The 19531-nt window shown below is 64.2% G+C and carries 18 protein-coding genes; 12 read left to right on the top strand and 6 right to left on the bottom strand.

Translation table 11 applies throughout. The features are described 5' to 3' along the window. The first annotated feature begins 468 nt into the window (after positions 1 to 468). Entirely contained in the window at positions 469 to 3078 is a 2610-nt protein-coding gene (mprF, locus tag L0U83_RS14865) for a bifunctional lysylphosphatidylglycerol flippase/synthetase MprF (protein WP_233884146.1), read from the top strand. A gap of 92 nt (positions 3079 to 3170) precedes the next feature. Then, a complete protein-coding gene (locus tag L0U83_RS14860) occupies positions 3171 to 4460 on the top strand; it encodes a virulence factor family protein (protein WP_233886522.1) in 1290 nt (429 codons plus the stop codon). 15 nt (positions 4461 to 4475) lie between these two features. On the opposite strand, the gene L0U83_RS14855 is transcribed toward L0U83_RS14860, so the two are convergent. Further along, positions 4476 to 4739, bottom strand: coding sequence for a cupin domain-containing protein (locus L0U83_RS14855; RefSeq protein ID WP_233884145.1), 264 nt, complete (start codon positions 4737 to 4739; stop codon positions 4476 to 4478). A gap of 481 nt (positions 4740 to 5220) precedes the next feature. On the opposite strand from L0U83_RS14855, the gene oxlT reads away from it, so the two are divergent. Continuing rightward, entirely contained in the window at positions 5221 to 6555 is a 1335-nt protein-coding gene (gene oxlT, locus L0U83_RS14850; protein WP_233884144.1) for an oxalate/formate MFS antiporter, read from the top strand. A 77-nt stretch (positions 6556 to 6632) separates the two neighbouring features. Here the strand turns inward: oxlT and ahpF are convergent, their stop codons facing one another. From ahpF to L0U83_RS14835, 3 genes are all read right to left on the bottom strand, one after another. Continuing rightward, on the bottom strand, positions 6633 to 8234 hold the full coding sequence (gene ahpF, locus L0U83_RS14845; RefSeq protein WP_233884143.1) for an alkyl hydroperoxide reductase subunit F: 1602 nt from the start codon (positions 8232 to 8234) through the stop codon (positions 6633 to 6635). Between the two features lie 165 nt (positions 8235 to 8399). Next, a complete protein-coding gene (gene ahpC / locus L0U83_RS14840) occupies positions 8400 to 8963 on the bottom strand; it encodes an alkyl hydroperoxide reductase subunit C (protein WP_028202722.1) in 564 nt (187 codons plus the stop codon). 314 nt (positions 8964 to 9277) lie between these two features. Further along, positions 9278 to 10186: a LysR family transcriptional regulator gene (locus L0U83_RS14835; RefSeq protein ID WP_233884141.1), complete on the bottom strand. Its 909-nt coding sequence runs from the start codon at positions 10184 to 10186 to the stop codon at positions 9278 to 9280. Between the two features lie 127 nt (positions 10187 to 10313). On the opposite strand from L0U83_RS14835, the gene L0U83_RS14830 reads away from it, so the two are divergent. From L0U83_RS14830 to L0U83_RS14805, 7 genes are all read left to right on the top strand, one after another. Then, positions 10314 to 11039, top strand: coding sequence for a pirin family protein (locus L0U83_RS14830; protein WP_233884139.1), 726 nt, complete (start codon positions 10314 to 10316; stop codon positions 11037 to 11039). Positions 11040 to 11172: 133 nt separating this feature from the next. After that, positions 11173 to 11586: a DoxX family protein gene (locus L0U83_RS14825; protein ID WP_233884136.1), complete on the top strand. Its 414-nt coding sequence runs from the start codon at positions 11173 to 11175 to the stop codon at positions 11584 to 11586. A 135-nt stretch (positions 11587 to 11721) separates the two neighbouring features. Beyond that, entirely contained in the window at positions 11722 to 13104 is a 1383-nt protein-coding gene (locus L0U83_RS14820; RefSeq protein ID WP_233884135.1) for an aspartate aminotransferase family protein, read from the top strand. After that, positions 13101 to 13778, top strand: coding sequence for a GntR family transcriptional regulator (locus tag L0U83_RS14815; protein WP_233884134.1), 678 nt, complete (start codon positions 13101 to 13103; stop codon positions 13776 to 13778). Before L0U83_RS14820 ends, L0U83_RS14815 begins: the two co-directional genes overlap by 4 nt. 57 nt (positions 13779 to 13835) lie before the next feature. After that, positions 13836 to 14393, top strand: a complete 558-nt coding sequence (locus L0U83_RS14810) for an FUSC family protein (protein ID WP_233884132.1) — start codon at positions 13836 to 13838, stop codon at positions 14391 to 14393. A gap of 265 nt (positions 14394 to 14658) precedes the next feature. Next, positions 14659 to 14787 carry a hypothetical protein gene (locus L0U83_RS40535; RefSeq protein ID WP_267939366.1) on the top strand — a complete coding sequence of 43 codons (129 nt, stop codon included), beginning with the start codon at positions 14659 to 14661 and terminating at the stop codon, positions 14785 to 14787. Positions 14788 to 14827: 40 nt separating this feature from the next. Beyond that, complete coding sequence (locus L0U83_RS14805; RefSeq protein WP_233884128.1) at positions 14828 to 15244, top strand: rubredoxin; 417 nt, start codon at positions 14828 to 14830, stop codon at positions 15242 to 15244. A 10-nt stretch (positions 15245 to 15254) separates the two neighbouring features. Here the strand turns inward: L0U83_RS14805 and L0U83_RS14800 are convergent, their stop codons facing one another. Continuing rightward, on the bottom strand, positions 15255 to 16109 hold the full coding sequence (locus L0U83_RS14800) for a helix-turn-helix transcriptional regulator (RefSeq protein WP_233884124.1): 855 nt from the start codon (positions 16107 to 16109) through the stop codon (positions 15255 to 15257). Positions 16110 to 16228: 119 nt separating this feature from the next. Here L0U83_RS14800 and L0U83_RS14795 point away from each other — a divergent pair, with 119 nt between their 5' ends. Then, a complete protein-coding gene (locus tag L0U83_RS14795; RefSeq protein ID WP_233884123.1) occupies positions 16229 to 17059 on the top strand; it encodes a carbon-nitrogen hydrolase family protein in 831 nt (276 codons plus the stop codon). Positions 17060 to 17177: 118 nt separating this feature from the next. Beyond that, the gene (locus tag L0U83_RS14790; protein WP_233884122.1) at positions 17178 to 18533 is read left to right on the top strand and encodes an APC family permease; all 1356 of its coding nucleotides are present in this window, start codon (positions 17178 to 17180) and stop codon (positions 18531 to 18533) included. A 95-nt stretch (positions 18534 to 18628) separates the two neighbouring features. On the opposite strand, the gene L0U83_RS14785 is transcribed toward L0U83_RS14790, so the two are convergent. After that, positions 18629 to 19300: a GntR family transcriptional regulator gene (locus L0U83_RS14785; RefSeq protein ID WP_233884118.1), complete on the bottom strand. Its 672-nt coding sequence runs from the start codon at positions 19298 to 19300 to the stop codon at positions 18629 to 18631. Between the last annotated feature and the right edge of the window lie 231 nt (positions 19301 to 19531).

The raw sequence follows: 19531 nt of genomic DNA, 5'->3' as shown, positions 1-19531 counted from the left end.
CCCTGAGCATCCGCCCACAACGCCCGCCACGCAAGGACTTGCGACGAACCAGCCAACTCGGCGAGCGTTTCAGTTTGTGGTAATCACGCGCGCATTACTCATAACTTAACAAGTGCATTGCCGCTCCGCGTATCTGTTAATTAGGTTTTGCAAACATTAATCAGCGCGGCATTATTCCCCAATTAAATCCGCTAGTTAGAACACGCCTTTGCGCCCGATTCATCCGTACCCAATAACGGTTTCTTACGCTTTGGCGTCAACCGGCGGGCAGTCCTATGCGTTTGCTGAGCTTAACCAGTCCTTTCCGAACGATTACGATTCGGCTCGATTTTCCGGTTCGCGGCGCGAGGTGCGCGAGAGCCGGCCTCGAAAGAACGTAAGCGCAAAACGCGAATAAACGCGATGTCACCGCCGGGGAAGCTGTAACAGTCGATACGGCGACACCGCAGAGAGCCACCAGACCGATCCATGTCTCAATCGCATTCTTCGCGCGCGGCGCGCGCCCTCGAGGCGCTGCGCCGCCGTGCCGGAGCCCTGCACCTGCAGCGCTTTGTCGCGCCGGTCTTCGCGCTCGGCATCTGCGCGCTGCTGCTCGTCGTGTTCCAGCACCTCTCGCGCACGGTCGACTATCACTCGGTGATCCGCCAGCTCTGGACGCTCACGCCAGTGCAATGGGCCGGCGCGCTCGCCGCCACGGCCGTGAGCTTCGTCGCCCTGGTCGGACGCGACGCGGTGGGGCTGCGCTACCTCGGCGCGAGCGTCTCGCGCGGCGCGTTGTGGGCCGGCGCGATCGCCGGCTCGGCGCTCGGTAATGTCACCGGCTTTGGCGCGCTCACGGGCGGCGCCGTGCGTTGCCGCGTGTATGGCGGTGCGGGCGTCACCCCGGCACAGATCGGCCGCATGACAGTGTTCACGAGCGTCACGCTCGCCCTCGCGCTCGTGCTCATGACCGCGCTCGGCATGGTGGGCGCCGCCGGCACGCTCTCCGGCCTGCTGCACCTCTCGCCCGACGAACTCCGCCTGATCGGCGGCGTGGTGCTCGGCTGCGGCGCGGTGCTCGTGATCCTCTGCCCTGCCCGCGCGCGCGAGATCGAGCCGTTTGGCCGCGCCTGGCTGCGCTTTTCGGTGCCCGCGCGGCGCGACCTCGTCGCACAGTTGCTGCTGGCCGCGCTCGACGTGGTCGGCGCCGGGCTCGCGCTCTGGTCGGTCATGCCGCATGCGCTCCTCGGCTTCACCGACTTCCTCACCGTCTATTGCGCCGCCATGCTGCTCGGCCTGATCGGCCACACGCCCGGCGGCATCGGCGTGTTCGAAGCCGCGATGGTCTACGCGCTCGGGCCGAGCGTGCCCACCTCCAAGGTGCTGGCCGCGCTGCTCGCGTATCGCGCGATCTACTTCGGCGCGCCGCTCGCGCTCGCGGCGGCCGTGCTCGCGGTATTCGAAGGCCGCGCGCTCAAAACCCCGCTCAGCGCCCGCTTTGCGAAGCGCGGCGCCGACGGCGTCTCGCAGCTCGCGCCGCTCTTCCTCGCCATCGTCACGTTCGTGACCGGCAGCATGCTCGTGATCTCGGGTGCCACGCCCGCGTTCTCCAAGCGCATCGCGCTCTTGCAAACCATCGTGCCGCTGTGGGTGCTCGAAAGCTCGCAATTGCTGGGCAGTCTCTTCGGTGTGTTGCTCCTCTTCGTCGCGCGCGGCCTGCTGCGGCGTCTGGACGCCGCCTGGTGGCTCGCGCTCGTGATCGCCGTGGCCAACCTCGCGCTCTCGCTCGCCAAGGGCCTCGCCTTCGTCGAAGCGGGCGTACTGTGCGTGCTGATCGTGCTGCTCCTCGGCACGCGCCAGCGCTTTAACCGCCATTCGTCGATGTTCACCGAGCGCTTCACGCCGGCCTGGCTCGCCTCGGTCGGCTGTGTGATCGCGCTCGCGGTGTGGGTGCTGCTGTTCGCGTTCCGCGACGTGCAGTACTCGCAGAGCCTCTGGTGGCAATTCGCCTTCCACAGCCGCGCCCCGCGCGCACTGCGCGCCACGCTCGGCGCCGGCGTGTTCGCCGCCGCGCTCGCACTGTGGCAACTGCTGCGCCCCGCCGCGGGCCGCTTCGTGATGCCCCCGAGCGAAGACCTCGAAGAGGCCGCGCGCATCGTGCGCGCGCAGGAGCGCAGCGACGCGGGCCTCGCGCTGATGGGCGACAAGAGCTTCCTCTTCTCCGCCTCGCGCAAGGCGTTCCTGATGTACGCGAAGCGCGGCCGCACGTGGGCGGCGCTGCACGACCCGGTCGGCCCGCGCGAAGAGTGGCCGGCGCTGATCCGGGAATTCGTCACACTCGCGCACGCGCACAATGGCCGCGCGGCGTTCTACCAGGTGCGCGCCGATGCGCTGCCGCTTTATCTCGACGCCGGTCTCACGCTGATGAAGCTCGGCGAGGAAGCGCGCGTGATGCTGCAAGAATTCGACCTCAAGGGTCCGCAGCGCGCGCATCTGCGCTACGCGCTCAAGCGCGGCGAACGCGACGGCTTTTCGATCGAACATATCGAGCCCACGCAGATGGGCGCGAGCCTGCCCGTGCTGCGCGCGATCTCCGACGCCTGGCTGCAGGACCGCGAAGCGCGCGAAAAGAGCTTCTCGGTGGCCGCGTTCGACGACGACTATCTCGCCGCGCAGTCCGTGTTGCTCATCCGCCAGAACGGCGAGCCGCTCGCGTTCGTCACCTTCATGACAACCGATCTGAACACCGATGCAACGGTGGGCGTCATGCGCCATTTGCCCGGCGCCTCGCCCTACGCGATGGAGTATCTGTTCACGCAGCTCGCACTGCATCTGAAGGCCGCCGGCTACCAGTCGCTCTCGCTCGGCATGGCGCCGCTCTCGGGCATGGGTCCCTCGCCGCTCGCTTCGTCGTGGCACAGGCTCGCGGGCTTCATCTGGCGTTTCGGCGGCCGCTTCTACAACTTCCGGGGCCTGCGCGGCTTCAAGAACAAGTTCGCGCCGCGCTGGGAACCCCGCTATCTGGCCGCTTCGGGCTCGATCAGCGTGTTCATCACCCTCGCCGATCTATCGCTGCTGGCAGGAGGCTGGCGCTCATGACATTCCGTATTCTCAAGCTGCCGCGCATTGCAGGCACGGCAGCGGGCGCCGCTGTGCTCGCGTTTTTCACGGCTCACGCGAACGCGGCTTCAATGCCCGCTTCGATGGCTACTTCGACGCCGGCTTCCGCCGCGACGATGCACATTTCCGGCGGCCGTTACGGCGAAGTCGCGGTGACGAAACCGATCGGCGCGATGCGCGGCTTCACCGTGCTGTTTTCCGCGGACAAGCACTGGAGCGCCGCCGACCAGACACGCGCCGACGCGCTCGCGCAGCATGGCGCGCTCGTCGTGGGTGTGGATACGGAGCGCTACGCGCAGAATCTCGCGGCCGTAAAGAACGAAACCTGCCACAAGCTCTATAGCGACGCCGAAGCGCTGAGCCATCAGCTCGAACGCCAGCAGGGCGCCAGCGAGTACTACGCGCCGATCGCCATCGGCAGCGGCGAAGGCGCGCTCATCGCTCAGCGCATGCTCTCGCAGGCGCCCGCGAACACGATGGCGGGCGCCGTGTCGCTCGACCCCGCCGCGACGCCCGACGCGCGCTTCTCACCCTGCCCGGCCGATCCCACGCTTTCGCGCGGCAATGGCTTGCCCGGCTTCTTCGAGCAGGGCATGACGACGAAAGATGCGCGCGCAACGAATTCTGGCGCGCCGCGTGCGTTTGCCCCTAGCGTCGCCGACGCCGACAAGATCGTTGCGCTCACATCGAATCACTTGCGCGTCGCGACGGAAAGCGACGAGGACGTGTCGGATCTGCCGCTCGTCGAACTGCCCGCCGCGCACCCCACCGACATGCTCGCGGTCGTGATCTCGGGTGACGGCGGCTGGCGCGATCTCGACAAGACGATCGCAGAAGCGCTGCAAAAGCAGGGAATTTCGGTGATCGGCTGGGACGCGCTGCGTTACTTCTGGAGCGAGAAGACGCCGGTACAAACGAGCCACGATCTCGCACGCGTGCTGAAGACTTACGGCTCGCGCTGGCATGCGCAGCACATCGCGCTCGTGGGCTACTCGTTTGGCGCGGACGTGATGCCGTTCGCCTACAACCGTCTGCCCGACGCGCTGCGCGCGAAGGTGTCGTACATGTCGCTACTCGGCTTCGCGCCGGACGCCGACTTCCAGATCCGCGTGACGGGCTGGCTCGGCATGCCCGCCAGCGACAAGGCGCTGCAAGTGCGCCCGGAACTCGCGAAGGTGCCGCCTTCGATCGTGCAATGCGTGTATGGGGCGGGTGAGAAAGAAACGCTGTGCCCGGCGCTCGTGAACACCGGCATCGACGTCGTCAAGACGGGCGGCGACCATCACTTCGACGGTGACTACAACGCGCTCGCCGGGAAGATCATCGCCGGGTGGAAGAAGGAGATTGCGGCACGGGGGTGAGGGAGCGAGCTGCCCTCACTTCCTCCCCACGAGATACTGCACGCCCTGCGGCCCGTATCGCTCGGCGTGCGGCAGGTTGGCGGCGAGATGGAACACGTCGCCGGCCCTGTAGTGCCGCTCTTCGTCGCCCACGCGAATGTGCAGTTCGCCTTCGATGACCAGCGCCTTCGCTTCGAACGGATGCGAATGAACCTCCATGACGCCGGCTTCGCGGGTCACGACAACGGGCTCGGGAAAGCCCTCGTCGGCAAGGCTACGGATGAATGTTTCGCGCTGCATGATTCGTCTCCTCGCTCGACAGTGTCGACCCACCAGCAGCCAGTTTGGCACGCGCGCCAAAGCGCTGCACGACCCGGCTTTCCGCCGAACCGCCGAATCCATACAAGCACGCCGGCCAACCTTTCACTCAAACGCGCTTGAAAGGTTTTGGAAAAAAATCCCCTTACATTACCAAAAGCTTTCATCTATAACGACATCAACATGTCGCGATTTCCGCTATCTCGCGCATGCCTCAGCCCGCCTGGCCTAGCCGGCGGGCTTTTTTTCTGGCGTCGGCGGCATCGGTCAAAAGCTTTCAAAAACCATACTCATCAATGCCCAGAGCTAGTGGAAGCCCTGAGATGTCTTCCGCTTGACTTCGTTGATATATTACATATTGTGTAATCAACTGTCAGCAAACCGACAGGATTCGCGGGCTGCGATTCGGGCAGAAATCGCCCCTTCGCAGAAGGCCGTTCATTCGAAAAAACCGGAGACACACATGGAGCATCGGCAAGGAGAGGCGTCGCGATTCGCGTCGCCGTGGACGCAACTCGTGTTCGGCGTCATCTGCATGGCGATGATCGCCAACATGCAGTACGGCTGGACGCTGTTCGTCAATCCGATCAACGAGAAGTATCACTGGGGGCGTGCCGCGATTCAGGTCGCGTTCACGATCTTCGTCGTCACCGAAACCTGGCTCGTGCCCGTGGAAGGCTGGCTCGTCGACAAGTACGGGCCACGTCCCGTGGTCGTGGGCGGCGGGCTGTTGTGCGCCGTTGCCTGGGTGCTCAACTCGGTGGCCGCGTCGCTGCCTGTGCTCTATATCGCGGCGGCGATCGGCGGGCTCGGTGCGGGGGCCGTTTACGGCACCTGCGTCGGCAACGCGCTCAAGTGGTTTCCGAACCGGCGCGGGCTCGCGGCCGGCATTACCGCGGCGGGCTTCGGTGCGGGGTCGGCGGCGACCGTCGTGCCCATCGCCAACATGATCAAGAGCAGCGGATATGAGTCCACTTTCCTCTGGTTCGGTTTGGGGCAAGGGATCGTCGTGCTCGTGCTTGGCTTCGCGCTCAGCGCGCCCGCCTCGCATGGCGTCGCCGCAGCCAAACGCGCCATCGGACAAGCGGCGAAACAAGTCGCGCAGAGTGCGAGCGCCGTCTACAACGCGGGGCCGCGCGAGGTGATTGCGTCGCCCATCTTCTGGGTGATGTACGCCATGTTCGTGATGATGGCCGCCGGAGGCCTGATGGCGACCGCACAGCTCGGCCCCATCGCGAAGGATTTCGGCCTGCATGACTCGCCCGTTTCGCTGCTCGGCCTCACGCTGCCCGCGCTCACGTTCGCGCTCACCATCGACCGCGTGCTCAACGGTCTCACGCGGCCCTTCTTCGGCTGGGTGTCGGACCGCATTGGCCGCGAGAACACGATGTTCGTCGCATTCGGCATCGAGGCGATCGGCATCGTGCTGCTCTCGCAATACGGTCACAGCCCGACGGCGTTCGTCGTGCTCACCGGCATCGTGTTCTTCGCGTGGGGCGAGATCTACAGCCTCTTTCCCGCCACCTGCGGCGACACGTTCGGGCCGAAGTTCGCCGCGACCAACGCGGGCCTGCTTTACACCGCGAAGGGCACCGCCGCGCTGCTCGTTCCGTTCACGAGCGTGATCACCGCGGCAACCGGCAGCTGGCACGCGGTGTTCATGCTCGCCTCGGGCATGGCGGCGGTCTCCGCCCTGCTCGCCGTGTTCGTGCTCAAGCCATTGCGCAATGCGCATCGCCAAAAGCATATCGAACCGGCGGCCAACTTCGCGTATGGCAGCCCGCTCGTGCAGGACTGAGCCATCTCTCGTCTCGCGAAATCATAAAAAAACGCCGGCGTATGCCGGCGTAAAGAGAGACTGCTTTAAACCTCAGTTCAGGCGACCACAGGCGCTGCCTTCGCGTCCTCTTCCTGCTCCACGGAGGAGCGGATCAAATAATCGAACGCGCCGAGCGATGCCTTTGCACCTTCGCCTACGGCGATCACGATCTGCTTGAACGGCACGGTCGTCACATCGCCCGCGGCGAACACGCCCGGCACGGACGTCTGGCCTTTCGCGTCCACTTCGATCTCGCCGTGCTTCGACAGCGCCACCGTGCCCTTGAGGAACTCGGTGTTCGGCACGAGACCGATTTGCACGAACACGCCTTCGAGTTCGAGACGATGCTTCTCGCCCGACGTGCGTTCGAGATACGCGAGACCCGTGACCTTCTGGCCATCGCCGGAAATCTCCGTGGTTTGCGCGTTCACGTGCACCGTGACGTTCGGCAGGCTGCGCAGCTTGCGTTGCAGCACTTCGTCCGCGCGCAGTTGCGCGCCGAATTCGAGCAGCGTGACATGGCTCACGATACCGGCCAGGTCGATCGCCGCTTCCACGCCCGAGTTGCCGCCGCCGATCACCGCCACGCGCTTGCCCTTGAAGAGCGGGCCGTCGCAGTGCGGGCAGTAGGCCACGCCCTTGTTCTTGTACTGCTGCTCGCCCGGCACATCCACGTTGCGCCAGCGCGCACCCGTTGCGAGCACAACACTCTTCGCGCGCAGCGTCGCGCCGCTTTGCGTGCGCACTTCGAAGCCGTTGCCCGAGGGCACGAGCGCTTCGGCGCGCTGCAGATTCATGATGTCGACGTCGTAGGCGCGCACGTGCTGCTCCAGCGCCGTGGCGAACTTCGGCCCTTCCGTTTCCGTGACCGAGACGAAGTTCTCGATCGACATCGTGTCGAGCACCTGGCCGCCGAAGCGCTCGGCGAGCACGCCGGTGCGAATGCCCTTGCGCGCCGCGTAGATCGCAGCCGCCGCGCCAGCGGGACCGCCGCCGACGATGAGCATGTCGAAAATATCCTTCTGGTTCAGCTTTTCTGCGGCACGCGTCGATGCGCCGGTGTCGAGCTTCGCGAGAATCTCTTCCACGCCCATACGCCCCTGGCCGAACACTTCGCCGTTCAGGTAGATGGTCGGCACGGCCATGATCTGGCGCTTCTCGACTTCGTCCTGATACAGCGCGCCGTCGATGGTGACGATCTGCACGTTCGGGTTGAGCGTGGCCATCGCGTTGATCGACTGCACGACTTCCGGGCAGTTCTGGCACGACAGGGACATATAGACTTCGAACGAGAACACGCCGTCGAGCGCCTTCACCTGTTCGATCGTGTCGTTCTCGAGCTTGACCGGGTGGCCGCCCACCTGGAGCAGGGCAAGCACGAGCGACGTGAATTCATGGCCCATCGGAATGCCCGCGAACGTGACTTTCACGTCGGAGTTCGCGCGCTTGATCTCGAACGAAGGGGTACGCGCGTCGCCGGCTGCGGCGCCACGGCGCTCTTCGTAGGAGATGCGATTCGAGAGCGATGCGATGTCCTGCAGCAGTTGCTGCAGTTCCTGCGACTTCTCGCCATCGTCCAGGTACGCAACGATCTCGATCGACTGCGTGACTTTTTCGAGGTAGCTTTTGAGTTGATCTTTGAGGTTGGCGTCGAGCATGGCTTTTTTTCCGGCTAGAGAAGAAGCGGGGGAATGCTGGGATGCGTCCGGGCCCCAGGCCGCGAGGGCGCGGCCCGGACTTACAGCTTTGATTTACAGCTTTGATCTACTGCTGAATATCTGAAGCGTCATGCGATCAGGGCGATCGCATGTGAACAGCGACGCTTAGATCTTGCCGACGAGGTCGAGCGACGGCTTGAGCGTTTCAGCGCCCGGCGTCCACTTGGCGGGGCAAACTTCACCCGGGTGCGATGCCACGTACTGAGCAGCTTGCACCTTGCGCAGCAGTTCCTTGGCGTCACGGCCGATGCCGTTGTCGTGGATTTCGCACAGCTTGATCTCGCCTTCCGGGTTGATCACGAACGTGCCGCGCAGTGCCAGGCCTTCTTCTTCGATCATCACGTCGAAGTTGCGCGTGATTGCGCCCGTCGGGTCGCCGACCAGCGGGTACTTGATCTTGGCGATCGTGTCCGACGTGTCGTGCCATGCCTTGTGCGTGAAGTGCGTGTCGGTCGACACACCGTAGACTTCGACGCCCAGCTTCTGGAATTCTGCGTACTGGTCAGCCAGGTCGCCGAGTTCCGTCGGGCACACGAAAGTGAAGTCGGCGGGGTAGAACACGACAACCGACCACTTGCCCTTGAGGTTTTCTTCAGAGACCGGAACGAACTTGCCGTTGTGGTATGCGGTTGCCTTGAACGGCTTGACTTGCGTGTTGATGAGAGACATGCGTTGTTTCCTCGGTCTGGGTTGGGAAAAGGTATGGACGAAGGTTACGGGAACCGCGCCCGTTTGAAAAATTGGTTGCTTTGATCGCTGGTATTAACCCTGCCTATCGGACCCCATAGCGTCCGTCAAAGCCCGCCAGCATGGGGTTCCGCGCCCGCATCGCGCGGCCCGAGCAACCCTCGGGGCGGTGAGCATACAACGAAACTGCGACAATGCACCTCACATGCCCGCCCTTTCGTGGTGCGTCCGCGAGGCTTTGAGCCTTAGATGCAGGCGCAACGGCCATTCTGCAAGGGCCCCGCAGGCTTTCTGCGTCAAAGTGCTCCGCCACGCGCCGTTGCCGCACGCGCCGCAAGCCGCTCGCGCAGGTATTGCGTGAACGCGCGGATCGTCACGGAAGCTTCACGATGCTGCGGGTAAAGCGCGTGCAGCGCGTTGGGCGGCGGCATGAACGGCTCGAGCACCTCGACAAGCAGACCCGCATCAACTGATCCCGCCACGATGAAGTCTGGGAGATAGCAGATACCTAGCCCGGCAATGGCCGCGTCGCGGATCACTTCGCCGTTGTTCGCGCGCAGCGGCCCTTGCACGTCGAAAGGCGTGCGCACGCCGTCGACGATGAACTCCCACGGCGCGCGCCCCTGTTGCCCGTATGGCAGGCAGGCGTGCTGCGCGAGATCGGCCGGCGTTTGCGGCGCGCGGCGGCGGCGCCGGTAGCCGGGGCTGCAGCAGGCGATCATGCGCACGTCGACAAGCTTTTGCGCGACCAGCGTGGAGTCCGCCAGTCGCCCAATGCGCAACGCCATATCGAAACCCTCGCCGATCACATCGACGTTGCGGTCGCTTAGGTCCATGTCGAAGCGCACGTCCGGATGCTCGCGCAGAAATTCGGCGACGAGCGGCGAAAGGTGCGCCATGCCGAACGACATCGGCGCGCTCACTTTCAGGAGGCCGCGCGGCTCGCTGCGCCGGTCCGACATGGCCTGCTCGGCTTCGGACACGTCCACGAGGATGCGCTTCGCGCGCTCGTAGAAGTCCTGGCCGAGGTCCGTGACCGCCAGCTTGCGCGTGTTGCGCACGAGCAAACGCGCGCCCAGATCGGCCTCCAGCGCCGCCACGCGCCGGCTCACGAACTGCTTGGAAAGCCGAAGCCGATGGGCCGCCGCCGTGAAATTGCCGGCATCCACGGTGTTCACGAAGATCCGCATGTCGTCGAGTTGCATGTCTATTGTCCACTAAACTGTGACGGTGAGTCGTATTTTACGTCGATTCGAGTCGATTTGATTGACCTAAAATTCTTCCATCGCAACCAAACAACCGAATCGAAACGATTCGCACGGAGAGACGAAAATGATCGAACTTCGCAAGGCAGACCAACGCGGCCGCGGTGAACATGGCTGGCTCAGCTCGCGTCATACGTTTTCGTTTGCCAACTACTACGATCCGAAGCAAGTGGGCTTTTCGGACCTGCTCGTGATCAACGACGACCGCGTGGCCCCGGCGCGCGGCTTCGGCAAGCACCCGCACCGCGACATGGAAATCTTCTCGTACGTGCTGGAAGGCGCGCTCGAGCACAAGGACTCGATGGGCACGGGCTCGGTAATCGTCCCCGGCGACGTGCAGCTGATGAGCGCCGGCACCGGCGTCGCGCACAGCGAGTTCAACCACTCGGCCGACGAAGGCGTGCACTTCCTGCAGATCTGGATTGCACCGAACGTGAAGGGCGCGCAGCCGCGCTACCAGCAGAAGAACATCGTCGATGAGGAAAAGCGCGGCAAGTTCCGCCTGATCCTCTCGCCGGACGGCGCCGAAGACTCGCTGCTGCTGCGCCAGGACGCACGCGTGTATGCCGGACGCCTCGACGGTGCTGAAACGGCGAAGGTCGAAATCGGTGCCGAGCGCTACGCCTACGTTCATGTGGCGCGCGGCAGCGTGAAGCTGAACGGCGTGGAACTCGGTGAAGGCGACGGCGCGCGTATCCGTTCCGAGCGCGAGTTGAGCTTCAGCGACGGACACGATGCAGAGGTCCTGGTGTTCGATCTGCGTAATATCGAAGTGTCGGAGCTCTGGTCTTAACTTCGGCGTGGCGCCTGCGGTTATGCTGGCGCAGACCGGCACGAAGCGGCCCGCTTGCTGAAAGCGGGCCGCCGTCCGGCAAAGCGCGAACTGATACGTAGTGAACTGCTTACAACTTCATTCGGAGAAAAACATGCGATACAACCTGTTCGGGCCGGGCAACGACGTCGTGCTACTGGTCTCGCGAGTCCTGCTGACTTCCCTGTTCATCCTGTTCGGCTGGTCCAAGATCACCGGCTTTTCGGGCACCGTCGACTACATGGCGCACGTGGGCGCGCCCGTGCCGATGCTGTCGGCCGTCATCGCCGTGATCATGGAGTTCGCAGTTGGCATTCTGCTGCTCGTGGGGTTCTACACGCGGCCGCTCGCCGTGCTGCTCGCGATCTACACCGTTGCGACGGCGTTCATCGGCCATCACTTCTGGACCATGACCGGCGCCGATCAAATGATGAATATGATCAACTTCTACAAGAACATCAGCATCGCCGGCGGCTTGCTCGCACTCGCGGTAACGGGTCCGGGACGGATCTCGATCGACAGGAAGTAACGAACGGCTTTTTAGGGCTGTGGAAAGGCGCGATGCCGTATGGCATCGCGCTTTTTTTTGCGCCCCGGGAATTTGATCAAATTTACTTCCCCATTTGCCCATGTGAAGATTTGATCAAATCTAAAGGAGACACGCATGCCTACCCGCCAAGGCTTGAATTGGGACCGTTCGCAGCACGTCCTCGCCCGGGAACGCGAAGCCTTCGCCGCCGCGCGCCCGAAATCGCAGGCATTGTCCGCGCAAGCCGCACAACATCTGCTGTTCGGCGTGCCGCTGCACTGGATGAACGATTGGTCCACGCCCTTCTCGCTGTACGTGGATGCCGCGCGCGCCGCAACCTTCACCGACGTGGACGGCCACCGCTACGCCGACTTCTGCCTCGGCGACACGGGCGCGATGTTCGGCCACGCGCCGCAGCCCGTGGCGCGCGCGCTCGCGGCTCAGGCACAGCGCGGCTTCACGACCATGCTGCCGGGCGAAGACGCTGTGGCCGTGGCCGAAGCGCTCACGCAACGCTTCGGCCTGCCCTTCTGGCAGTTCGCGATGACGGCGAGCGACGCCAACCGCTTCGCCGTGCGCTGGGCGCGCGCGGCCACGGGTCGACGCACGATACTCGTCTTCAACGGCTGCTATCACGGCACGGTGGACGACGTGTTCGTCGATCTCGTCGACGGTCAGCCCACGCAGCGCGCGAGCCTGCTAGGCCAGGTTCACGACCTGCTGCCAACCACGCGCGTAGTCGAGTTCAACGATCTCGAAGCGCTCGCGCGCGCACTCGCCGACAACGACGTAGCCTGCGTGCTAGCCGAGCCCGTCATGACGAACGTGGGCATGGTGCTGCCCGAACCCGACTTCTGGCGCGAGGCGCAGGCGCTCATGAAGCAGCACGGCACGCTGCTATTGATCGACGAAACGCATACGATCAGCAGTGGGCCGCGCGGCTACGCGCACGAGCATGGCATTGAGCCCGACCTCTTCGTGCTCGGCAAGCCGGTGGGCGGCGGCGTGCCGTGCGCTGTCTACGGCTTTTCGGCCGAATTCGCCGCGCGTGCGCAGCAGGCGAAACTCGACGCGCCGCCGGGCCATTCAGGCATCGGCACGACGCTCACGGCGAACGCGCTTTCGATGAGCGCAATGCGCGCGACGCTCGGCGAAGTGATGACCACAGCCGCCTACGCGCACATGTTCTTGTTGGCCGAGCGACTCGCCAATGGGCTTACAGCGACGATCGCGCGCCACGCGTTGCCGTGGTGTGTGACGCGCGTGGGCGCACGCACCGAGTTCCAGTTCTGCGCCATGCCGCCGCGCAACGGCAGCGAGGCGCGCGCCGCCATGGATGACGAACTCGAACACCTGCTCCATCTCTATCTGCTCAATCGCGGCGTGCTCATCACGCCGTTCCACAACATGATGCTCGTGTGCCCAGAGACGACCGAGGCCGACGTCGACCGACTACTCGCCGCATTCGATGCCTGCCTGATCGAAGTGAGCGAACTGAACGAACTGAACGATCGATGAAAACACGCGCGCATCAATCGCTGCAGGACGAGACCTACGCCACGCTGCGCCGCTGGCTGAGCCTCGGGCGCTTCGTGCCGGGCGAGCGTTTGCGCATCCACGCACTCGCCGAGCAACTGGGCGTGGGCGAGATGCCGGTGCGCGCGGCGCTCGTGCGCCTGGCAGGCGAGTCGGCACTCGTGAACCTGCCTAATCGCGGCGTAGTGGTGCCGCAACTCACGCGCGCTCAGTTCGACGACGTGCTCAACGTACGCGTGATGCTCGAAGGCGAAGCGGCGTTTCTCGCCGCCACACGCCTGACCGCTAGCGAAATCGCGCAGCTCGACGCCCTATGCGCGCAGATGGCCGAAGCGCTGGAGCAGAACAAGCGCGCGCACTATCTCGACGCCAACGAAGACTTCCACGTCACACTTTATCGCGCAAGCGGCTCGCCGCTGCTCGTGGACCTGATCGAAACGGTGTGGCTCCAGGTGGGGCCGATCTCGAACCTGCTGTTCGACGACCCCGACTTTGCGCACACGCTCAACGACGCACACGAAGGCCTGATGCGGCGGCTCAAACGCCGCGACGCGCAGGGCGCGCAGCGCACCGTCGAGCGCGACCTGCGCCACGCGGCGAAGCCGTTGCGCATGCATTGCCTGCCCGACGATGCGCACACGGCAGACACGGCTTGATATGCTTGGCGGCGCGCCCGCCTATCCTCACGTTCTCCTTACGACCGATCACGCGCGATGCACGACCCACAAGACAACCTCTACGCGTACCTCACTTCGCTCCAGCAGTCGGCGCTGAGCGCGCTCAAGCGCCTGCCGCTCAAGAACCGCGCCGCGCAAGGCACGCTCATGGCGCTGCGCGCGGTATGCGCGGCGGGTCTTGCGTACAGCATCGGCCGCGCGCTCCACACTGAACAGGCGTTCTGGGCCGCGATCACGGCTATTGCCGTCACCCAGCACGACTACGCCGATACGCTCGCGCAATCGCGCGACCAGTTCATCGGCGCGATTGCCGGCGGCGTGGTCGGGCTCGCCACGGCTGCGTTCGGTCCGGAAAATCTCGCGGCCTACCTCGTAGCGGTGAGCGTGGTGATCATCGGCTGCTGGTGCCTGAGTGTGAGTACCGCCGCGCGGCTGGGCGCGATCACCACCACCATCGTGCTCCTCGTGCCCATGAACGGGCCGGTATGGGACGTTGCGCTCTTTCGCGTGGCGCAGGTGGCCATCGGCATGGCCTGCGCAGTGCCGGTCAGCTGGCTTTTTTCGTATGTCGAGCAACGCTGGCTGCATGCGTGAGCGCCGTCTCTCAACGCACGCGAAATAATCCATCTCCAGGCGCTCAGGAATCCGGCCCGCGTTAGCGGCGATAATCCATACCGCTGTGCGGCCAGGTTGCCGGGGGCGAAATCTGCGGCGCGTGCGCGCAGTCGCCGCGCAAATGTCCCTGTTGACACGAAATCGTGCGAAACTCCCCCGCCGCGCTCTATCCGCGTCATGCAAAACATGGCGACGTTAAGGGGCGCAATCGAGAACGCAACCTACGCCGCCGCAAAATCACCCTATGAACACCACCACCCGTCCCACCGCTTCGAACGCCAAGTCCAGCAAGTCCATCACGCTCCTGCAAATGCTCGCGCTGATCGCGGCTGGCGGCATCGCGGCCTCGCTGCTGTTCCGCTACTTCCTGTGAGCGCAGCGCGTCCGGGGCATTGAGCCAACCGTTTTCGCTTATGTACAAGAAAGGCGTCGCCCTCGAAATCCAGTTCTCTCCCGAACGCCTGAATGACGGCGCAGGCGACCCGTACTGGATCGACCTCACCACCGACGAGGCCGCCGCACTGCTCGCCACGCTGCAAACAAAACTCGCCGCGCGCGAAAGCACCGCAGCGCCGCTCGTCGTCGCGCTCGACACGCCGCGCGAAAGCGCCGCGCCCGAAGCACCTGCAAGCGCCTCGACGGCCGCTGCCGGCGCCGACGACGGCCTCAAGCAATGGGTCTGCGTGATCTGCGGCTGGGTATACGACGAAGCGGCAGGCGCCCCCGACGACGGCCTCGCCCCCGGCACCCGCTGGGCCGACGTGCCCGATGACTGGCGCTGCCCGCTCTGCGACGTAGGCAAGGAAGACTTCGCGCTCGTCGAGTTCTAACGCGCGGCGCTCACGCGCCCGCGCGTCCAAGCGGTTCGTAGAACAGCGCAAACAACTCCGACTGCGAACTCACGCCGAGCTTCGCGTAAATATGCTTCTTGTGCGCGCGCACGGTCTCGAACGAAATTTCGAGCCGCTCCGCAATCGCGCGCGTGGAAAAGCCGCTCAGGCTCAAACGCACCACTTCGATCTCGCGCGCGGTGAGCGGCACGCGTCCGCTTTGCTGCGTGACCGCCTCGATGCGGCTCGCAAAGCCCGCCTCGCTCAACTGCCCCTGCTGAGCCGTGTTTTCGGCTTCAGCCGGGTCCGACGCGACCGCCTCGGCAACCCCTTCGGCAAACGTCTCATACGCGAGCCGCTGCTTCATGAGCGCGACGACCCAAGGCGCGAACATTGCGAACAACGCAATATCGCGTTCCGTGTAATGGTGCTTTGCGCCCAGCGAGAAAATCAGCGTGCGCGCTTCGTCGAGAGGCAAGTTGAACTGCACTTCGTCGCCGATGATGTTGCTCTTGAAGTAGCGCTGGTAATAGTCCGTCATGCGGAAGTTGTCGGGCGCAACTTCGGCGAGCGTGACGAGACCCGCGCGCGGCTTTTCGCTAGCGTTGAGATAGAACGGATCGAGCAGGTACATCCCCTCCAGATACGCGCGGAACAAGAGATCCACGGTGCCGTCGGGCATGGGCGACTCGGCGCACACGAGCGGCGCGCGATCGCGCCGGAAGACGAGCGCAACCCAATTGTCGAACGCGACGAAGCGCTCGACCACGCGCGTCATGCGGGTCCAGAAGTCGGGGCCGTCGAGAGCGTCGATCAGCGTCGCGATATGGTGATGGAACGCGCGGTCCTGCCAGTCCAGTTCCATGGCTTCTCCGATCAGGGGTACCCCTGCAGGGTAATTCCTCGACAAAAATAACGTGGAGATAATAGCCGCTCCAGACGCCCACGCGGTGCATTACGTAATACATAAGGAAGGAGACAGGCATGCAACTCGAACTCGCGCAGATCCCGGTCGTGGACGGCGCAGTCGCTCCCAACCTGGCCCGCGTGCTCGACGCGATCGCCAGGCGCCGCGAAGGCAGCGATCTCATCGTCTTTCCCGAAGCCACGCTCACGGGCTTTCCCACGCGCGAAAATGTGCGCGATCTGGCCGAAACGCTCGAAGGTCCGTCGCTCTCCAAAGTGCGCGACGCCGCACGCACGGCCAATATCGGCGTCGCCGTGGGCCTCGCCGAGCGCGAAGGCGATCGTTTCTACAACACCACCGTGCTGATCGACGAACGCGGCGACATCGCGCTGCGTTACCGCAAGACGCACCTGTGGGCCTCGGACGTGGGTGTGTTCACGCCCGGCGACCGTTACGAGGTATGCGAATTCAAGGGCACGACCGTGGGTCTTTTGATCTGCTACGACATCGAGTTTCCCGAAACGGCGCGCGCCGTAGCCTCGCTCGGCGCGGAAATGCTCGTCGTCACGAACGGCAATATGGATCCATTCGGCCCCGTGCATCGCCGCGCGATCGTCGCGCGCGCCATGGAGAACCAGATGTTCGCGGCGCTCGTGAACCGCACCGGTGACGGCGACGACAACCTCACGTTCCCCGGCGAAACGGCGCTCGTGAGCCCGTTCGGCGACGTGCTCTGCGAGTTGAAGGACGAAGACGCGGTGCTGCACGCGACGGTAGATCGCGCGCTCCTCGCTCAAAGCCGCGAACACTACAGCTATCTGCACGACGCACGCATTGCGCTCAATCTCGCCGACGAGAACGACGCGCAAGGCCGCCGCTCGCTCAATATCCGCCCGCGCACGCGTTAAGGGCCTTAAAAGCGTCAGGCACCGACCCGGCAACAAGCGATCCGGCAGGCCGCTTCTCGTGGCTTGCCAGGCTCGCTCACGCCTGCCAGAACCGCAGCACCCAGGAGACAACTGCATCATGAAGCCTGCCTCGCCGTCGCATGAACGCGGCACTCACGTACCTCACCTGAAGCGCACGCTCGGCCTGCCGTCCGTGCTCCTGTTCGGGCTCGCCTACATGGCGCCGCTGATCGTCTACGGCACCTATGGCGTGCTCGCAGGCGCGAGCCAGGACACCGCCGCCCTTGCGTATCTCATCGCGCTCATCGCGATCGTGTTCACGGCGCTCAGCTACGGCAAGCTCGCGCGCCTTTTCCCTGTAGCGGGTTCGGCCTATACGTACACGCGCAAGAGTTTCAATTCGCACCTGGGCTTCATGATCGGCTGGGCCACGCTGCTCGATTACTTCTTCCTGCCGATGGTGATCTGGCTCATCGGCGCGGCTTATCTTGGCGCTGCGTTCCCGAGCGTGCCCACGTGGATCTGGATCGTCGCATTCATCGTGTTCACGAGCGCGCTGAACATCATCGGCATCGAACTCGCAGCAAAATTCAACATCGTGCTCATGATCGTGCAGCTCGGCATTACGGCAATGTTCGTAGTCCTGTGTTTGCACTACGCCTCCGCAGCCGCAGGTCCGGGCGGACTCATCGCAGCCCAGCCGTTCTTCCAGCCGCACGTGCCGCTTTCGGCCACGATGGCGGGCGCTGCGATCGCCGCGTATTCGTACCTCGGCTTCGACGCCGTTTCCACGCTCACCGAGGAAACCATCGAGCCCGAAAAGACCATTCCGCGCGCCATCGTGTTGATCGCGCTCGTGGGCGGCGCGATCTTCGTGATCGCTGCGTACACGCTGCAACTCGCGCATCCGGGCGCCGTGTTCAAGGACCCCGATTCGGCCGCGTTCGAAATCGCCCGCAAGGTGGGCGGCGATATCTTCGTGACGATTTTCCTCGCGGGCCTGATTCTCGCGCAGTTCGCCTCGGGCATCTCGGCGCAGGCCAGCGTTGGGCGCTTGCTCTATGCAATGGGCCGCGATGAAGTGCTGCCCAAGTCGATTTTCGGCTACATCCACCCGCGTTTTCGCACGCCTGCGATCAACATCGCGATTGCCGGTGTCGTTGGCTTGATCGCACTGAAGCTCGACGTGGCCACGTCCACCTCGTTCATCAACTTCGGCGCGTTCCTCGCGTTCACTTCGGTGAACCTGTGCGTGATCCGCCAGTACTTCAGCGGCGCGGCAGGCACGCGTGGCTTTGGGTTGCTCGGCGGTCTGGTGTTCCCGCTCATCGGTGCCGTGACCGATATCTGGCTGCTGTGCAGTCTCGAGAAGACGGCGATCGTGCTCGGCATAGTCTGGTTCGTGCTCGGCCTAGCGTACCTCGGATGGATCACGCGGTGCTTCCGGCAAGCGCCGCCGGAAATGGCGGTGTAAGCGATACGCCTGCCACTGCTTGTTTCAAACAAAACGGCGAGCGTCCCCTACGGGGCGCTCGCCGTTTTTGCATTCGGTGCAGCGAAAAGAACCGCTCAGCTATCCATCCCCGCCAGCCGCGCCGCGGCCATCACCTCGCGCTTGGTATCGAGAATGTGCCGCTCGATCAGCGCCACGACTTCATCCACAGCGCGCCGCTTGCAGGCCTCGACGATCGCGTAGTGATCGCTTTGCACCTCGTTCTTTTCCGTATCGAGCGACATGCGCAGATGCGGATATCGATTCGTCGTACTCAGGCAGTACTCCTCGATCATCTTGCGCAGCCGCGAGTTGTTCGCGGGCGCGCACAGCGCGAGATGGAACTGTCGATTGCATTCGGCCCACTCGGCGGGTGACGAAGCGGCGTCGTACGCCGCGAGAATGCGCTTCATCACGTCGATGTCGCCGGCCACCATGTTCGGCACCGCAAGCTTCGCCGCATAGGTCTCCAGGGCCGCGCGAATGTCGAGCAGCTCGCAGATCTCCTGCGTGGACATCGCGATCACCACGGCGCCGCGATTGAGCTGGTAGCTCACGAGCCCTTCGGCCTCGAGCTGGCGCAGCGCCTCGCGCACGGGAATGCGGCTCGCGCCGAAGCGCTCCGCAAGGCCCTCCTGGCGCAACTGCGCACCGGGCGGCAGCACGCCGCGCAGGATCTCGTCGCGCAGCTGGTCGCGGATCGTTTGAGGCAGCGATCGCTGGTCTTCCTTGGCCTGCACTGTCGTCATGAGCTCGTGGGCGCCGGGCGGACGAACGCCGTCCGACGAAAAAGTGTTGTCGTCAATATTTTTGCCTGCCAGAATTGGATACAATCCAATCGCTTCTGGATATTTATGCTGGCATTACGGATCCGCCAGCCGTTCCCACTGTGCCGTGTCCTTGTCTGGAGACTGTATAGGTTTCTGTAAGCATCTGAAAACCAAGCAATTTTAGCGTATCCACCGGGTCGGCCCGAGGCC

It is taken from the genome of Paraburkholderia flagellata (assembly GCF_021390645.1).
GTDB lineage: Bacteria > Pseudomonadota > Gammaproteobacteria > Burkholderiales > Burkholderiaceae > Paraburkholderia > Paraburkholderia flagellata.
Note: the sequence above shows the minus strand (reverse complement) of the source record. Positions and strands in the feature narration are given on the sequence as shown.

Bases quoted from the DNA above. Each gene is read 5' to 3' on its own strand.
- L0U83_RS14820 (WP_233884135.1), top strand. From the start codon at position 11,722: ATGCCTACCCGCCAAGGCTTGAATTGGGACCGTTCGCAGCACGTCCTC.
- L0U83_RS14835 (WP_233884141.1), bottom strand. From the start codon at position 10,186: ATGCAACTCGACGACATGCGGATCTTCGTGAACACCGTGGATGCCGGC.
- oxlT (WP_233884144.1), top strand. From the start codon at position 5,221: ATGGAGCATCGGCAAGGAGAGGCGTCGCGATTCGCGTCGCCGTGGACG.
- L0U83_RS14790 (WP_233884122.1), top strand. From the start codon at position 17,178: ATGAAGCCTGCCTCGCCGTCGCATGAACGCGGCACTCACGTACCTCAC.
- L0U83_RS14805 (WP_233884128.1), top strand. From the start codon at position 14,828: ATGTACAAGAAAGGCGTCGCCCTCGAAATCCAGTTCTCTCCCGAACGC.
- L0U83_RS14825 (WP_233884136.1), top strand. From the start codon at position 11,173: ATGCGATACAACCTGTTCGGGCCGGGCAACGACGTCGTGCTACTGGTC.
- ahpC (WP_028202722.1), bottom strand. From the start codon at position 8,963: ATGTCTCTCATCAACACGCAAGTCAAGCCGTTCAAGGCAACCGCATAC.
- L0U83_RS14795 (WP_233884123.1), top strand. From the start codon at position 16,229: ATGCAACTCGAACTCGCGCAGATCCCGGTCGTGGACGGCGCAGTCGCT.
- L0U83_RS14815 (WP_233884134.1), top strand. From the start codon at position 13,101: ATGAAAACACGCGCGCATCAATCGCTGCAGGACGAGACCTACGCCACG.
- L0U83_RS14800 (WP_233884124.1), bottom strand. From the start codon at position 16,109: ATGGAACTGGACTGGCAGGACCGCGCGTTCCATCACCATATCGCGACG.
- L0U83_RS14855 (WP_233884145.1), bottom strand. From the start codon at position 4,739: ATGCAGCGCGAAACATTCATCCGTAGCCTTGCCGACGAGGGCTTTCCC.
- L0U83_RS40535 (WP_267939366.1), top strand. From the start codon at position 14,659: ATGAACACCACCACCCGTCCCACCGCTTCGAACGCCAAGTCCAGCAAG.
- L0U83_RS14860 (WP_233886522.1), top strand. From the start codon at position 3,171: ATGCCCGCTTCGATGGCTACTTCGACGCCGGCTTCCGCCGCGACGATG.
- mprF (WP_233884146.1), top strand. From the start codon at position 469: ATGTCTCAATCGCATTCTTCGCGCGCGGCGCGCGCCCTCGAGGCGCTG.
- L0U83_RS14830 (WP_233884139.1), top strand. From the start codon at position 10,314: ATGATCGAACTTCGCAAGGCAGACCAACGCGGCCGCGGTGAACATGGC.
- L0U83_RS14810 (WP_233884132.1), top strand. From the start codon at position 13,836: ATGCACGACCCACAAGACAACCTCTACGCGTACCTCACTTCGCTCCAG.
- L0U83_RS14785 (WP_233884118.1), bottom strand. From the start codon at position 19,300: ATGACGACAGTGCAGGCCAAGGAAGACCAGCGATCGCTGCCTCAAACG.
- ahpF (WP_233884143.1), bottom strand. From the start codon at position 8,234: ATGCTCGACGCCAACCTCAAAGATCAACTCAAAAGCTACCTCGAAAAA.